The sequence below is a fragment of the Sulfitobacter delicatus genome (assembly GCF_900102535.1).
In the GTDB taxonomy this organism is placed as follows: Bacteria; Pseudomonadota; Alphaproteobacteria; order Rhodobacterales; family Rhodobacteraceae; genus Sulfitobacter; species Sulfitobacter delicatus.
Genome location: NZ_FNBP01000007.1, coordinates 91,010 through 105,966, shown reverse-complemented (window position 1 = coordinate 105,966; position 14,957 = coordinate 91,010). Strand labels below are relative to the sequence as shown.

Sequence of the window (14,957 nt, the reverse complement as noted above, 5' to 3'; positions counted from 1 at the left end):
CATGGCCGCCAGCGTTTTCGACAGTTCCCTCTACGCCCGCCTGTTTGACTGCGGCGAAGCCGGACGGCTTTTCACCGACAGCGCGGCGGTCCGCGCCATGCTGCTGGTCGAAGGCGCGCTGGCCAAGGTGCAGGGCACCCAAGGCGTGATCCCCGAACTTAGCGCCGCCGCGATCCACCGCGCCAGTCTGGAAATCCGCGTCGACCCCGGCGCATTGGCCGAGGCGACGGGCCAGAACGGCGTCAGCGTCCCGGCCCTGCTGGACCAGTTCCGCTCAGAGATGCAGACCCCCGAACACGCACAATACGTCCATTGGGGCGCGACCTCGCAAGATATTCTCGACACCGCCCTGATGCTCCGCCTGCGCCAAGCCCTGCTGCTCGCCGAAGCGGACCTGCGCGAGGTCATCAAAACACTGGGCAAAGCCGCCAAGGACCACGCGCATCTGCCGATGCCCGCCCGCACCTATGGCCAACACGCTACGCCGACCTCCTTCGGCGCGGTGCTGGCGGAATGGGGCATGCCTCTGATTGACGCGCTGGAAGCCCTGCCCGCGCTGCGCAAGGAAACCCTCTGGGTCTCCCTCTCCGGCGCGGCAAGCACCGCCTCCGCCCTTGGCCCAGACGCGGCAAAGACCCGCGCCGACCTCGCCCAAGCCCTCGGCCTGAACGATCCGCACCGCACTTGGCACATGGACCGCAGCCCGATCCTGCACCTCGTCGATTGGCAAGGCCGCGTCATGGCAGCACTTGCGCATATGGGGCAGTCCTTGCTGGGGCTGACCAATAGCGACACGCAGGAACTGGCGCTGAGCCAAGCAGGCGGGTCATCGACCATGCCGCAAAAGCAAAACCCGGTCTCGCCCTCGGTGCTTGTCGCGCTGAACCACCAACACGGCGGGCTGCGCGCCACCTTGCAAGCAGCCGCGGCGCATCAACACCAGCGCGACGGCGGGGCATGGTTCGCCGAATGGCTGGCCCTGCCGCAGATATGTCTGGGCTTCGCCTCGGCCCTGCACCACGCCAAGGCGCTCAGCGCCGGGATCACCCCGCACCCCATGCAGATGCGCCACAACCTCGACGCCGGGCTGGGGCTGATCCATGCCGAAGCGCTGAGCTTTGCGCTGGCCGAACGGATGCCGCGCCCCGAAGCACAACGCGTGACCAAAGCGCTGGCCCACGACGCGCTCGACAAACGCGTGCCGCTGGCCGATCTCGCCCGCGCCGACTATCCCGACCTGCCCGCAGACCTGTTCCGCGCCGAGGCGCAACTGGGCCATGCCCCCGCCGATGCCGCAGCTTTTGCCGCCCGTGCGGAAAAACTCTGACCGGATGCCGCTGCCGCTGATCTTTATCCTGCTCACAGTGATGATCGACGCGATGGGCGTCGGGCTGATCCTGCCGGTGATGCCTGATCTGATCCGCGAGGTGCGCGGCGGCGACCTAAGCGAAGCCGCCCTCTGGGGCGGGGTCTTGGCGACCAGTTTTGCCGCGATGCAATTCCTCTTTGGTCCGGTGCTGGGCGGGCTGTCCGACCGCTTTGGCCGCCGCCCGGTGCTGCTGCTCGCACTGGTGGTGATGACGGTGGATTACAGCGTCATGGCCTTGGCGGGCACCATCTGGCTGCTGCTGATCGGACGTCTGGTCGGCGGGATCACGGCGGCAACGCATGCCACGGCTTCGGCCTATATGGCCGATATCTCGCCCGCCCAAGACCGCGCTGCCCGCTTTGGGCTGATCGGCGCGGCCTTTGGCGCGGGGTTCGTGCTGGGGCCGCTGATCGGTGGGGTTTTGGGCGAATACGGCACCCGCGCGCCCTTCTGGGCGGCTGCTGCACTGGCGGCGGGCAATGCGCTGCTGGGGTGGCGGGTGCTGCGCGAAACACTGCCTGAGGCCAACCGCCGCCGCTTCGACTGGCGCCGCGCAAATCCACTTGGCGCGCTGCAAGCCCTTGGCCGTCTGCCGGGGATTGGCAGGCTGCTCATGGTCTATTTCCTCTACCACGTGGGCTTTGCCGCCTACCCCGCCGTCTGGGCCTATTTCGGGCAAGAGCGTTTCGGCTGGTCGCCCACGATGATCGGCCTGTCGCTCGGCCTTTTTGGCGTGCAAATGGTGCTGGTCCAAGGCGGGCTGATCGGCCCGGTGCTGCGCCGCTTGGGGGCGCGCGGCACGGTGATCGCGGGGCATGTCTTTGCCCTCGCCGCCTTTCTCGCTCTGACGCTGCTGACCTCAGGCACATGGGCGCTGATCATGACCCCTCTGGCGGCCCTTGCCGGGGTGATCCCGCCCGCGTTGCAGGGCATCATGTCAGCCCGTGTCTCTGCCGACGCGCAGGGCGAGTTGCACGGCGCACTGAGTTCCTCCACCGCGATGGCGATGATCATCTCGCCCTTGGCCATGACAGCCGTTTTTGCACAGTTCACCAGCGACAGCGCCCCCCTCTACCTCCCCGGCGCGCCCTTCCTATTGGCACTGGTCTTGACCATCGCCGGACTGGCCCTCTTCGCCAGCCGCCCGCTGCCAAAAGACGCTGCGGCAGGCTAGCGCAGACTTGCACCCTGCCCTGATCCGCGCCACGCTCCGAAAAACACCCTCGGACCCAAAGGACAGCCCCCTTGCAAACCATCAAAGCCGCCGTCTGCCACGCCTTCGACCAGCCGCTCACTATTGAGGACATCCAACTCAGCCCGCCCAAGGCTGGCGAGGTCGAAGTCACCCTTGATGCTGTGGCGATCTGCCATTCGGATATCTCCTTCGCCGAAGGCGCATGGGGCGGGCCGCTGCCTGCGGTCTATGGCCACGAAGCGGCGGGGCGGATCAGCGCCATCGGGCCGAATGTGCCGGGGCTGGAGGAAGGCGACAGCGTCGTCGTCACCCTGATCCGCGCCTGCGGCAGCTGCCCTAGCTGCGCCTCCGGCCAACCCACGATCTGCACTACCCCGCAGCCCCCCGAGGGGCCGTTGCAGACCAGCGATGGCGCCCCCCTGTTCCAAGCCATGGCGACCGGCGGCTTTGCCGAGAAAGTCGTCGTGGACCGTTCGCAGGTGGTGAAAATCTCGCCCGACATTCCCAAAGAAGCCGCCTGCCTCATCGCCTGCGGCGTCATCACCGGCGTTGGTGCGGTGGTGAACGCCGCAGGCCTGCGCGCGGGCCAAGATGTGGTGGTCATCGGCGCGGGAGGTGTGGGCCTGAACGCGATCCAAGGCGCACGCATCGCCGGCGCACGCCGCATCGTTGCTGTGGATATGACCGAAGACAAACTCGCCGTGGCCCGCGAATTCGGCGCCACGGACACGGTGCTGGCCACGGAGGCAAAACCCTGGCGCAGCGCCAACAAAGCCATGGGCCGCGGGGCCGATGCGGTGATCGTCACCGTAGGCGCAATCCCCGCCTATGACACCGCCATGCGCTACCTCGCGCCGGGGGGCCGCGTCATCATGGTCGGCATGCCCCACAGCGGTGCGGCGTCGAGCTATGAGCCGGTGATCCTTGCCGCCATGGGCCAAGGCATGGTCGGCTCCAAAATGGGCGATGTGGTTATCCAGCGCGACATCCCATGGATGGTAGACCTCTACCTGCAAGGGCGATTGCAACTCGACAGTCTGATCTCTGGCCGCTGGCGCCTAGACCAAATCAACGAGGCCATCGCCGACACGAAAACCGGCGCCGCCCGCCGCAACGTGATCTTGTTCGACAAAGCCGACTAACTATTCTTTTTGGCCCAAAATACTTCACGGGGGTCCGGGGGTGTGAAACCCCCGGCGGCTGCCCCAAACATCGCGCTCACCGCACTGGCACATCACCAATCAAAATTGCCCGAAAATCATTCACATTCGTCCCCGTGGGACCGGTATGAAACAGCCCCCCCGCCGCTGCAAAAGCGCCATAGGCATCATTGTGTTGCAAGGCATGGCGGGGGTCGACACCGGCTTCACGCATCTGGGCAGCAGTTCGGTCATCCGCGAACGCCCCCGCGTTGTCTTCGGATCCGTCAATCCCGTCCGTGTCTGCGGCCAATGCGGTGATGCCGCCCTGCCCCTCTAATGCCAGAGCCAGCGACAAGGCAAAGGCGCTGTTGCGCCCGCCGCGTCCTTTATGGCGGAGGGTGACGGTCGTTTCGCCCCCGGACAACAGCACCAACGGCGCGGGATACGGGAAACCGCTTTGCTCTGCCTGTCGGGCCAGGGCGGCATGGACCGAAGCCACCTCTTGCGCCTCGCCCTCGATCGCATCTGACAACACCCAAGCGTTGACACCACGCGCCCGCGCAGCTTCGGCGGCGGCTTCTAAGGAGAGACTGGCTGAAGCAATGATCCGGGTGGTGGTATTGTCATGGGCTTGGGCCTCCATCGTGTCTTCGGCGGCTGTGGCCTCCAGATGCGCCATGCAGCGCGGCGGCAGGTTCAAGCCACGTGCGTTGATGTCCGCCAGCACCGCGCGGGCCGTTGGACACCCCGGGACTGTGGGGCCAGAAGCCACCGCGCCCGGATCGTCACCCGGTACGTCCGACACGATCAGGCTCAGCACGGACGCAGGCGAAGCTAGTGCTGCCAACCGGCCCCCGTTCACCGTGCTGAACTGTTTGCGAATGTCGTTCATCATTGAGATCGGCGCGCCAGAGGCAAGTAGCGCCGCGTTCAACTCCTGCAGATCGGCGAGCGTCAATCCTTCGGGCGGCGCAGGCAAGAGCGAGGAACCGCCCCCGCAGATCAGCGCGATCACCTGATCATCCGGCCCCAGGCCTGTTACAGCCTCTTGCAACGCCCGCGCCGCGGCGATCCCCGCCTCGTCTGGCACCGGATGAGCCGCCTCTAGCACTTTGATCTGACGACATGGTGCTGCGTAGCCGTATCGGGTGACCACCACGCCCTCATAGGGATGTGGCCAAAGGTCTTCGAAAGCCTGCGCGAGCTGCGCGGCCCCCTTGCCCGCACCGATCACCACGGTGCGGCCCTTGGGGCGCGGCGGCAGGCTGTTTTGCAAGATCTGCTTCGGGTCAGCAGCGGCCACAGCCGCATCGAATAGATCGGCGAGAAACTGGCGTTTGGGGTCGAGGGGATCAGTCATAGGGCGCTCCGGCTGCTGGTGCGATCATGGCCGGTGATGCGGGGCTGTCAATCCAGTCGTGTAAACAGACAGTTGCGCGCGCCTTTTAATCCGAAGTCGGGATCTTGGCACAGCCCTACCGGCAAGGCGCGGCGCCAATCGCTATGCCGCCCTCCTGCGTTGAAGGCCGCGAGGAATGCCTCATCAAAGATCCAAGGATTGGCCTGCGCCACCCCGCCCGTGATAAAAACCCCACCCCGCGCGCCGAAAATGAGGCCCAAATCGCCGGCGATACCGCCGAGGTACCGTGTGAAACTGGCAATGGCACGACAAGCGTTGGCGTCCTTCCCAGCCTGTGCCGCGTCAAATATCGCCGAAGCATTCTCAACCGGCGCCTCTTCCCCGCGCGCCTTTGCAATCGCGCGGTACCATCTCGGGACACCGGTGCCCGAGAGGATCGCTTCGGCCTCGACCGCCAACCCGTTGCCCATCTGCACTTCCGGCCAATCCGCGATTAAGGCTTCGAAATAGGCAACTTCTTCGGCAGAATGAGGGGTCAGGCGCAAGTGCCCGCCTTCGCCGGGCACGGCAGAGGGATGCCCCTTCTGCCAGACCAGCGCCCCGACCCCGAGGCCGGTGCCCGGCCCCATGATCACCCGCGCGCCCGGTTGCGGGTCAGGACCGCCTTGCAGATAGGTCACTTCCCCCGGCTCAATCTTAGCAAGCGACCACGCAGCGGCTTCGAAATCGTTGAGCAGCAGCACGTTTTCCGCGGGCACCTGACAGGCCTTCGCCAGTTGCGTAGTTGAGACGTGCTTTGCAGCGTTGGTGAAGGTCACACGGCCTTCCTTAACCACCCCCGCAGCCGCGATAGCAATGGCCTTAGGGGGGCTTCCCATCCCGGCGACGAAGGCTGCGCAGGTTTCCGGCAGATCGGCAACACCTGCAGTCGGCAGGCTTTCTCGGGTGCCGAAAGCGCCTGTTTCATCAATCGCGGCCAGCCGAAGATTGGTGCCGCCCACATCCCCTAAAAGATACCACATCCCTGCCTCCTTTGCCGCTACTCCCGCAACTTCACCAGTCTGTCTTGCAAACATAAAAGAGGCAAACAGCAAAAGGCCCGGCGGTATGAACCCCGGGCCTATTGTCCGTATGAGAACGCCTCTTATTCGGTCGGTGCGACTGGTACTTCGGCAGTGCCTTCGCCTTCAACGGTCGCGCCTTCTTCGACCACCGAATTATCTTCGGGCGCGGTCGCGACTTCTTCGCCCGTCCAATAAACAATGATACCAATACCGAAAATCACGACGAGGGCGATGCCAATCAGCGGCCCCATATGGCGGCGTTCTTGTTTCTTGAGGTCTGTGTCTGGTGGACTCATGTTCTGTCCCTTTCCTGGCTGCGGACATTGCAAAAGGACGGGGGCGCTAAAATGCGCCGCCTCACGCCCTGTTAACGGGCAAACACTTGGAACCGGCGAAAGTTCCCGGAGCAGGCGCGATGGACGCGGAATGTCTTTATTGTCAAACTGTCTCAGAGAGCTGCGGCAAGCGGCTGGATTATTGGAGCAGCCCTTTGAGTACTATCGAATATTTCTATTCCGCCCATTCGGCCTATGCCTATCTCGGGCACCAAAGGTTGCTGGAGATATGCAAAGCCCGAGGTTGCAAACTGGTTCACCGCCCCTTTGACCTCTACCCAGTCATTGACGCTGCGCGTGGCGCTCAATCCCGCAGCTTTTCAGCGCATTACATCGACTACTTCTTCGGGCGCGAGATCACCCGCTGGGCGCAGTATCGCGAGCTGGAGGTGTTGAATCACCGCCCGACGCATCACGATCATTCCCTGAAGCTTTCCAACGGCTTTCTGATCGCCGCCGCCGAAGATGGCGTTGACGTCGACGCCCTGTCCTTTGCGCTTTTGCAGGGCCATTGGCGCGATGACATCGACCTTGCCGATCCTGATCATCTGCGCCGCGCCACGGTGCACTTGGCGGTAGATAGTGAGCGGCTGCTGCAGCGGGCGGAGAGTGCCGAGGTACAGGCGATCCACGACCAGAACACGCAAGAAGCCATCGCGCGCGGTGTCTTTGGTTCGCCGACTTATTTCCTCGACGGAGACATGTATTACGGCCAAGACCATCTGGAACTGCTCGACCATGCTTTTGACCATCCCTACGGGGCGCATAGCTTTTATAATCCTCCCCGGCCAAGCACTTAACTCTGCGCCGTGTCGGATCGCCGTTCGATCGCAAAGTCCAATTGTGCGGGAACGCAGAACCTATTTTTGCAGTTAACCCCCTGAGCGCGCGAGAAAACGCAGCTCGATCAAGCTTGATCAGACGAAGGGGACAAATGTGGAAAGCCTTGCGCGCCGTTTGGGATTGAAGACCGATCCAACCATCTTCTTTATCTCCGCCGGGCTGACGGTCGCCTTTGTACTGCTTTTAATTATCGCCCCTGAACCCATTGGTGCCGCTTTTGCCGCAGGACGGTCATGGGTCGTGACCAACCTAGGCTGGTTCTTCATCTTCGGCGTCAACCTCTGGCTCGGCTTTCTGATCTGGGCGGCAATGTCGCGACATGGGCATATCCGTCTTGGCCCCAAAGGCTCGACCCCCGAATACTCCAACCTATCGTGGTTCACGATGCTCTTTGCCGGCGGGATCGGCACCGTGCTGATGTTCTGGGGCGTGGCTGAGCCCATCAGCCATTTCCAAACCCCGCCCCAGCCCGGTGTGGAGCCTTTCACCGAAGACGCCGCGCGCGATGCTATTTCCATCGCGATCTACCACCTTGGCCTGCACACATGGGCGATCTTCACCCTGCCGGGCTTGGCCTTTGCATATTTCATCAACCGATATGAGCTGCCGGTTCGGGTGAGTTCGGTCTTCTATCCGCTTTTGCGCGAGCGCATCCATGGGCCTATTGGCAAGGCCATCGACATCGCATCTGTCCTCGGTACGGTTTTCGGGGTTGCGGTGTCGCTTGGGCTGGGTTCCTCACAGATCGCAGCGGGGCTGTCGGCTTTGTTCGATTGGGAGCCCAGTACCTTTCTGAAGATCTCGATCCTCGCCGTCCTCACCGCAGTTGCCGTGGCGTCGATCGTCGCAGGGCTCGACAGCGGGGTGAAGCTGCTGTCGAATATCAACATCGGTATGGCCGTGTTGCTGATGATCTTTGTCCTCATCACCGGTTCGACCCTCTTCCTGCTGCGCGGCATGGTGGAGACGGTTGGGCTCTACCTCAGTAACCTGCCCCGACTGGCGTTCTGGAATGACATGCTGGCGAATAGAAACCCCAGCAACGACGACTGGGGCTGGCAGGGCAATTGGACCGTCTTTTACTGGGCATGGACGGTCACGTGGTCGCCTTTCATCGGTCTTTTCGTGGCGCGCATTTCCCGCGGGCGGACGATCCGGGAGTTTGTTTCCGGCGTCCTGTTGGCCCCCACCATCTTTACCCTGATCTGGTTCTCGATCTTCGGCTGGCAGGCGATGGCGTTTGACGGCATCGGCGCTGAGGCCCGTGCGGCGATGGGCGATGCTGCGGGCGAGATCAGCCGGGCGGTGGCCGATAGTGTGCCCCTCGCCATGTTCGCCTTCTTTGAGCAGTTGCCATTCACCACCTTGATCCAAGGCGTCGCGGTCGTGATTGTGGCGATCTTCTTTGCCACCTCCTCGGATTCCGCCTCGCTGGTGGTGGACATGCTCTGCACCGGTCATGCGGAGTCCGGTCCGGTCCGCCAGCGCGTCTTTTGGGGTGTGGCCGAGGGGCTGGTGGCAGCCATGTTGATCGTGCTGACTGGGGAAGCCGGACTGACAGCCTTGCAGCAGGTCATCACGGTGGTTGGCCTGCCAATCTTCTTGCTGGTCTGTATGATGATCCCCGCGCTGGTTCTTGGGTTTCGGCAGGAAGAGATTGATCACATATCCATCAGCGAACGCCCGGAATTGGATGAGTTTGCAAAAGACTAGGCGCCCTTCTTAACCTAAACAGCCTTTCTCCTGCTTACGCTAAAGCGTAGCCATAGGCGGCCAGCGCGGCTATCAACAGCTAGAGAATTCGGAAAAGTTGGCCATGCTGGATATCCTTGCTGATCGCACTTACCGGCACCTGTTTCTTGCGCAGGTTGTGGCGCTGTTGGGCACGGGGCTCGCCACTATGGCGCTTGGGCTCTTGGCCTATGACCTCGCCGGCGAGCGCGCGGCGCTGGTCCTTGGTACAGTCTTTACGATCAAGATGGTGGCTTATGTCGGCATCGCCCCCCTCGCCAGCGCCTTTGCCGAGAGGGTGCCGCGCCGGGCCATGCTGGTGACCTTGGACCTAATCCGCGCGGCTGTGGCGCTGGCCCTGCCCTTTGTCACCGAGGTCTGGCAGATCTATGTGCTAATCTTCCTGTTGCAGGCCGCCTCTGCTGGATTCACTCCGACGTTTCAGGCGACAATCCCAGACGTTTTGCCGGAAGAGCCGCGCTATACCCGCGCGTTATCTCTGTCCCGTTTGGCCTATGATCTGGAGAATATCGTCTCCCCCGCGCTGGCCGCGCTTTTCCTGGCGGTGATGAGCTATAATATGCTTTTTCTCGGCACTGTCGTCGGGTTTCTGGCCTCAGCCCTGCTTGTGCTTTCGGTCGTCTTACCCAGCCCTAAGACGGTGACGCGCCGTGGCATCTATGACCGTACCACCCGCGGCATTCGGCTCTATCTGGCAACCCCGCGGCTGCGCGGGTTGTTGGGGCTGAACCTCGCCGTTTCGGCAGCCGGGGCGATGGTCTTGGTCAACTCCGTCGTGCTGGTGCGCGGGCAGTTGGGGCTGGACGATACCGCGCTGGCATGGACGATGTTCGCCTTTGGCGCGGGTAGTATGATTGCCGCGTTTGCTCTGCCGCCTTTGCTGGAGCGCGTAGCTGATCGTCTTGTGATGCTCTTGGGCGGCGCGCTGATGGTCACCGCCCTGCTCGGGCTTGCACTGGCGCTAACTGCCGTTGGGCTAAGCTGGCCCCTCATGCTAGGGGTCTGGCTGCTGATTGGCTTGGGCAACTCCACCGTTATGACCCCGTCAGGGCGACTGTTACGCAGGTCGGCCCGTGCGCCGGATCTCCCTGCTGTTTTCGCTGCGCAATTCGCGCTTAGCCATGCGTGCTGGCTGTTGACCTATCCCCTTGCGGGCTGGCTGATGACGGAGTTTGGCACTATCACCGCCTTACTGGCGTTGGCAGTGCTCGGTGCGATTGGTGTCATCGCGGCGTTCAGGTTCTGGCCCGCGGGCGATCCTGAAATCCTTGCCCATGCCCACCCGAACTTGCCTAGCGGCCATCCACATCTGAAACCCTCTGATACTGAGGGGCATGCGCATCCGTTCATCATTGACGACCTGCACCCCCGCTGGCCCGACAGGGGCTGAAATGCTGTCTCTGCTCAGCCTCTTCATGGCGGCTCTTCTCGCCGCGACGCTGGTCCCTGCGCAGTCCGAAGCCGTCTTGCTCGGGTTGATTTGGGCAGGCGCACATCCTGTTGCCCTGCTCCTGATCGTCGCGACGGCTGGGAACGTGTTGGGGTCACTGCTCAACTGGATCCTCGGACGCTACCTGAGCGCATATGCCGACCGGCGCTGGTTTCCCGCCTCCCCTAAGCAGGTATCGCGGGCGTCAAATTGGTATCAGCGTTGGGGCTACTGGAGCCTGCTGGCGAGTTGGGTGCCGATTATCGGTGATCCTTTGACCTTGGTGGCGGGGGTTTTGAAGGAACCACTGTGGCGGTTTCTGGTCATCGTGACCCTCGCTAAAGGTGGACGCTATGTCGTGCTGGCACTGGCCGCGCTGAATTACCGCTGAACCCGCGCCAAGCATTAAACGGCAAAAACATCACAGTCTTTTCATCTGTTGAGACCTTTGGCGAACTTTCGCGCAGGCTGATGGTTGGTATAGATAGATAGAGCCAAATGGCACGCCCTGACATGACTACGGAGCGACAGCATGCTGACAAGACGACATTTCATTCAAACCACCACGGCCCTTTTCTCTGGTGCCATCGGCAGCCCGCTTCTTGCGGCGACGCGCCCGACAGCGGCGCAAAAGGCAGCTTGGGACGCGCAGGTGACCCCGGCGGGGTTTGATCTGACCACGTCCAACCCTTGGGGTGTGCATCCGCGTTTTCTGCCGCAGCGGGTCGTGGCCAATGACAATCTGGTGCCGGGCGACGTGCATGTCGACGCGGTTGCTCGCTATGTCTACCACATCGAAGAAGGCGGCACCGCGATGCGCTACGGCGTGGCGATTGCGCGCGGCAACCTTTATGAGGCGGGCACTTATACGATCAAACGCAAGGTTGAGTGGCCCACATGGACCCCGACCCAGAACATGATCAAGCGCGATCCTGAGCTTTACGGCCCGGTCGCTGATGGCGTCGATCCCGGCCCGACCAACCCGCTCGGCTCGCGAGCGCTATACCTCTTTCAAGGCAACCGGGACACCTATCTGCGTATCCACGGCACGCCAGAGCCGCACAGCATTGGCGGTCGGGCAAGCTCGGGCTGCGTGCGCATGATTATGGCGCATATCAACCACCTCTACCCGCAGGTAAAGACCGGCTCGACGGCCTATCTCTATTCGGCTGAGGAAAGCGTGGTTCCGCGCAGCTAGGCGCGAGGTTAGTCGGGGGCGCCGGTTCAGCGTCCCCGACCGCGGGCTTTAAGCCGCGCGTTTTGTGCAGATCGGATTGCCGCCCACAGCGCGCAGGGGAACCATCGTGGTCTCGACCGGCCCGCTGTGCTCGTACCAGTAGCACCCATCCTCAGGCAGCAAACGCGCGGTGCTAAGGTCTTGGTTTGGGGCCGCAAGGCTGGCGACAGATTCCGGCAGGTTGCCGACCCTACCCGAAGGGCTGGATGTCTCCATCGGTGCCGTACAGCCGGCGGCGAGCAGCAGCGCCGCGCCGATCGCAAAAGTTCTCGTTTGCTTCATAGCCTATGCCATTCCATTTGAATAAAATCGTCGACAACCTGACAGACCGATGCGGGATTGCAAGCATTACTGGTGCCTAACGACAGGGCCATCCACGCTTCTTTTCTGCGGGCGGTTTAACATGGTTTTGCTGCCGCGATCTTGCTACCGTTCCCGCCATGCGACAATCGGAAAGGGCGGGATGTGTCATCCGTGCTTGAGACCCAGTGCTGTATCAATGGCGGCGGTCCCGCGGGGCTGACGCTTGGCTATCTGCTGGCCCGCGCAGGTGTCGATGTGGTGGTCTTGGAAAAGCACGCCGACTTCCTGCGCGACTTTCGCGGGGACACGATCCATCCCTCTACGCTGGAATTGATGCACGATCTCGGTCTTTTGCCAGAGTTCTTAAGTTTGCCGCATCAACGGGTCGAACAGTTCGTGGCGCAGTTTGGCGCAGAGCGTCTACAACTGGCCGATTTCTCGCGGCTGCCGGTAGAGGCACCCTTTGTCGCGATGATGCCGCAATGGGACTTCCTGTCGTTCCTTGCAAACAAGGCCAAAGCCTATCCAAACTTTCGCCTGATCATGCAGGCCGAAGGAAGGCAGTTGCTGACCCAAGACGGCCGCGTCACGGGCCTAACCGCGGCGACACCTAAAGGGGACCTAACGATCAAAGCACCCCTGACCGTCGCCGCAGATGGACGCGGATCCCAGCTAAGGGCCGAAGCCGGGTTGCCTCTTAAAGACCTAGGTGCGCCGATTGATGTGCTGTGGTTCCGGCTCTCTCGCGCACCCAAAGATACGGAGGAGACCCAAGGGCGGTTTGATGCGGGGCAGATCTTCATTACGCTCAATCGCGGAGACTATTGGCAATGCGCCTATGTCGTCCCCAAGGGCGGTTTTGAGGCAAAGCAGGCTGCGGGGCTGGCGGCTTTTCGAACGGAACTGGCGAAGGTTGCGCCTTTCGAGGCTAAGCGCGTTAATGAGCTGCAAGACTGGGATCAGATCAAAGTGCTGAGCGTGCAGATCAACAGGCTTGAGACATGGTGGTGCTCCGGGCTGCTCTTCATCGGTGATGCGGCCCATGCGATGTCGCCGGTGGGCGGTGTCGGCGTTAATCTGGCCGTGCAAGACGCGGTTGCGGCGGCCAACCATTTGGCCCGTCCCCTGCGCGACGGCACCTTGTCGACCTTCGACCTCGCCGCCGTCCAAAAACACCGCGCTTGGCCGACACGGGTGACGCAGAGGGTGCAGGTCGTGGACCAGAACCGTGTGCTATTAAAAGCACTGCGCAGCGGCGCGTCGTTCCGTCCGCCGCTCTTTCTGCGGATGCTTCTGCGCCTGCCGCTCCTTCGGAACCTTCCGGGCCACTTTGTCGGATTGGGGGTCCAACCGGAACGGCCAGACCCCGATCTGTTTCGCTAGGCCCGCGCCCTTCGCTCGAACGTTATACGTCGGCGTATTTTGACAAAGCCGCGCTGCATCCCTCGGCCCAGATCAAAGCCAGCCAGCCGACAAAGGCGTCACGAAACGGCGCCGCCTGCGCCAGATCGCCATAGAGCCGCTCTTGCTCCAACCATGCCTCAGGCCGTTCTTTCGCCGCGCGGGCACAGGTTTGCAGCTCGTTCCAAAGCGGATCGTTTGGCGCGATGGTGCTGCCGTCCTCCCGCGTGCCTTCGCACATCCGCGCCCAGAGTGCCTCGACCAAGGCGAGACCGGAAACCGAACGCCCGGCGGCAAGCTGGTCGCGCAGGATTGGCAAGACAAAGCCAGTGTGGCGCGCCGAACCGTCAAAGGCAACTCGGCGGGTGGTGTCGACAATGCGCGGATTGGAAAAACGCTGCTCGATCAGGTCGAGATAGGCCAGCGGAGTCATGTCTGGCACCGGGACGACGGTTTGGGTGATCTCCTCGGCCTGCACCTTGCGGAACAGCGCGCGGATCTGCGGATTAGCCATGCAGCCCGAGATGGTCTCGATCTCCATCAAGTCGCCCACATTCGCGAGCACTTGGTGCCCTGCGTTGAGAATGCGGATCTTCATCTTCTCATAAGCATGAACATCGCTTGAGAAGGTAGCACCGACCTTGTCCCAATCCGGGCGTCCGGCGCAGAAGTTGTCTTCGATCACCCATTGGCGGAAGGCTTCGTGGGTCACCGGGGCGGTGTCGACAATGCCGAAATCTCGGGCGAGTGCGATCTCCTGTGGTCCGGTTGCCGGGGCGATGCAATCGACCATAGAGTTCGGGAAGCTGCCGTTGTCTTCGATCCAGTCGGCCAGCGTCGGATCGGACAGGCGCGCGAGTGAAACCACTGTCTGCCGCAGAATATCGCCGTTGCCTTGCAGGTTATCGCAGCTCAACCCCGTGAAGGGTGAAAGCCCTTCGGCACGGCGCAGACGCAGGGCTGCGACTATGGCACCAAAGGCCGTGCGCGGGGTCTCTGGCTGGGCGACATCATGTTGGATATCGGGATGGGCTGCGTCGAAACCTTTGGTTACCGGGTCAATGTAATAGCCGCTTTCGGTCACGGTGAGCCCCACAATGCGGATGGCGGGGTCTGCCATGGCGCGGATCAGGGCAGCGTTGCCGTCTTCAATCGGGAGATAGTCGATCATGGAACCGATAACTTCTGCCGAGGTTTCAGCAGGGTCGAGTTCGATTAGAGTGGTGAGGCAGTCTTGGGCCAGCAGCTTTTCTCGCATGGCGGAATCGTAGGGGCGCACACCGGCCCCGAGGATCGCCCAATCCTGCGCCTCGCCTGCCTGCATCAGCCGATGTAGATACCACGCCTGATGCGCGCGGTGAAAATTGCCGACGCCGATATGCACGATCCCCGGCGTCAGCGCCGCGCGGTCGTATTGCGGGCGCGCGACAGTCAGATCGCCGAGCGTCGCATTCGAAAGACTTGTCAGCTTGTCCATTGGCCTCTCCGCATTAGAGGTCTGCGCGACCTCGCGGTCGCGCGCGTTCA

At 62.5% G+C, this 14,957-nt stretch carries 14 protein-coding genes; 9 read left to right on the top strand and 5 right to left on the bottom strand.

The annotated features are described in order from the left end of the window. Position 1: 1 nt before the first annotated feature. The 3 genes from BLS57_RS12880 to BLS57_RS12870 all read left to right on the top strand — a co-directional run bounded on the left by BLS57_RS12880 (position 2) and on the right by BLS57_RS12870 (position 3,706). On the top strand, positions 2-1,327 hold the full coding sequence (locus BLS57_RS12880; protein WP_093742952.1) for a lyase family protein: 1,326 nt from the start codon (positions 2-4) through the stop codon (positions 1,325-1,327). 4 nt (positions 1,328-1,331) lie between these two features. Then, complete coding sequence (locus BLS57_RS12875) at positions 1,332-2,543, top strand: TCR/Tet family MFS transporter (RefSeq protein ID WP_093743141.1); 1,212 nt, start codon at positions 1,332-1,334, stop codon at positions 2,541-2,543. Between the two features lie 71 nt (positions 2,544-2,614). Then, on the top strand, positions 2,615-3,706 hold the full coding sequence (locus tag BLS57_RS12870; RefSeq protein ID WP_093742950.1) for a Zn-dependent alcohol dehydrogenase: 1,092 nt from the start codon (positions 2,615-2,617) through the stop codon (positions 3,704-3,706). Positions 3,707-3,782: 76 nt separating this feature from the next. On the opposite strand, the gene BLS57_RS12865 is transcribed toward BLS57_RS12870, so the two are convergent. The 3 genes from BLS57_RS12865 to BLS57_RS12855 all read right to left on the bottom strand — a co-directional run bounded on the left by BLS57_RS12865 (position 3,783) and on the right by BLS57_RS12855 (position 6,426). Then, positions 3,783-5,066, bottom strand: a complete 1,284-nt coding sequence (locus BLS57_RS12865) for a glycerate kinase type-2 family protein (RefSeq protein ID WP_093742948.1) — start codon at positions 5,064-5,066, stop codon at positions 3,783-3,785. Between the two features lie 47 nt (positions 5,067-5,113). Further along, positions 5,114-6,088: a glucokinase gene (locus BLS57_RS12860; protein ID WP_093742946.1), complete on the bottom strand. Its 975-nt coding sequence runs from the start codon at positions 6,086-6,088 to the stop codon at positions 5,114-5,116. A 122-nt stretch (positions 6,089-6,210) separates the two neighbouring features. Next, positions 6,211-6,426, bottom strand: a complete 216-nt coding sequence (locus BLS57_RS12855; protein ID WP_093742944.1) for a hypothetical protein — start codon at positions 6,424-6,426, stop codon at positions 6,211-6,213. A 194-nt stretch (positions 6,427-6,620) separates the two neighbouring features. Between BLS57_RS12855 and BLS57_RS12850 the strand changes: the two genes are divergently transcribed. The 5 genes from BLS57_RS12850 to BLS57_RS12830 all read left to right on the top strand — a co-directional run bounded on the left by BLS57_RS12850 (position 6,621) and on the right by BLS57_RS12830 (position 11,687). Beyond that, entirely contained in the window at positions 6,621-7,265 is a 645-nt protein-coding gene (locus BLS57_RS12850) for a 2-hydroxychromene-2-carboxylate isomerase (RefSeq protein WP_244153686.1), read from the top strand. A gap of 136 nt (positions 7,266-7,401) precedes the next feature. After that, positions 7,402-9,021: a BCCT family transporter gene (locus tag BLS57_RS12845; RefSeq protein WP_093742940.1), complete on the top strand. Its 1,620-nt coding sequence runs from the start codon at positions 7,402-7,404 to the stop codon at positions 9,019-9,021. A 103-nt stretch (positions 9,022-9,124) separates the two neighbouring features. Continuing rightward, on the top strand, positions 9,125-10,450 hold the full coding sequence (locus BLS57_RS12840) for an MFS transporter (RefSeq protein WP_093742938.1): 1,326 nt from the start codon (positions 9,125-9,127) through the stop codon (positions 10,448-10,450). Position 10,451: 1 nt separating this feature from the next. After that, complete coding sequence (locus BLS57_RS12835) at positions 10,452-10,880, top strand: YqaA family protein (RefSeq protein ID WP_093742936.1); 429 nt, start codon at positions 10,452-10,454, stop codon at positions 10,878-10,880. 141 nt (positions 10,881-11,021) lie between these two features. After that, positions 11,022-11,687: a L,D-transpeptidase gene (locus tag BLS57_RS12830; RefSeq protein ID WP_093742933.1), complete on the top strand. Its 666-nt coding sequence runs from the start codon at positions 11,022-11,024 to the stop codon at positions 11,685-11,687. Positions 11,688-11,735: 48 nt separating this feature from the next. Here BLS57_RS12830 and BLS57_RS12825 read toward each other — a convergent pair whose 3' ends face one another. Beyond that, a complete protein-coding gene (locus BLS57_RS12825; RefSeq protein WP_093742931.1) occupies positions 11,736-12,008 on the bottom strand; it encodes a hypothetical protein in 273 nt (90 codons plus the stop codon). A gap of 183 nt (positions 12,009-12,191) precedes the next feature. Here BLS57_RS12825 and BLS57_RS12820 point away from each other — a divergent pair, with 183 nt between their 5' ends. After that, positions 12,192-13,412, top strand: a complete 1,221-nt coding sequence (locus BLS57_RS12820; RefSeq protein ID WP_093742929.1) for an FAD-dependent oxidoreductase — start codon at positions 12,192-12,194, stop codon at positions 13,410-13,412. 22 nt (positions 13,413-13,434) lie between these two features. Here BLS57_RS12820 and BLS57_RS12815 read toward each other — a convergent pair whose 3' ends face one another. Further along, on the bottom strand, positions 13,435-14,907 hold the full coding sequence (locus tag BLS57_RS12815) for a mannitol dehydrogenase family protein (RefSeq protein ID WP_093743139.1): 1,473 nt from the start codon (positions 14,905-14,907) through the stop codon (positions 13,435-13,437). Positions 14,908-14,957 lie beyond the last annotated feature (50 nt).

Bases quoted from the DNA above. Each gene is read 5' to 3' on its own strand.
- BLS57_RS12860 (WP_093742946.1), bottom strand. From the start codon at position 6,088: ATGTGGTATCTTTTAGGGGATGTGGGCGGCACCAATCTTCGGCTGGCC.
- BLS57_RS12835 (WP_093742936.1), top strand. From the start codon at position 10,452: ATGCTGTCTCTGCTCAGCCTCTTCATGGCGGCTCTTCTCGCCGCGACG.
- BLS57_RS12855 (WP_093742944.1), bottom strand. From the start codon at position 6,426: ATGAGTCCACCAGACACAGACCTCAAGAAACAAGAACGCCGCCATATG.
- BLS57_RS12880 (WP_093742952.1), top strand. From the start codon at position 2: ATGGCCGCCAGCGTTTTCGACAGTTCCCTCTACGCCCGCCTGTTTGAC.
- BLS57_RS12815 (WP_093743139.1), bottom strand. From the start codon at position 14,907: ATGGACAAGCTGACAAGTCTTTCGAATGCGACGCTCGGCGATCTGACT.
- BLS57_RS12875 (WP_093743141.1), top strand. From the start codon at position 1,332: ATGCCGCTGCCGCTGATCTTTATCCTGCTCACAGTGATGATCGACGCG.
- BLS57_RS12840 (WP_093742938.1), top strand. From the start codon at position 9,125: ATGCTGGATATCCTTGCTGATCGCACTTACCGGCACCTGTTTCTTGCG.
- BLS57_RS12825 (WP_093742931.1), bottom strand. From the start codon at position 12,008: ATGAAGCAAACGAGAACTTTTGCGATCGGCGCGGCGCTGCTGCTCGCC.
- BLS57_RS12830 (WP_093742933.1), top strand. From the start codon at position 11,022: ATGCTGACAAGACGACATTTCATTCAAACCACCACGGCCCTTTTCTCT.
- BLS57_RS12865 (WP_093742948.1), bottom strand. From the start codon at position 5,066: ATGACTGATCCCCTCGACCCCAAACGCCAGTTTCTCGCCGATCTATTC.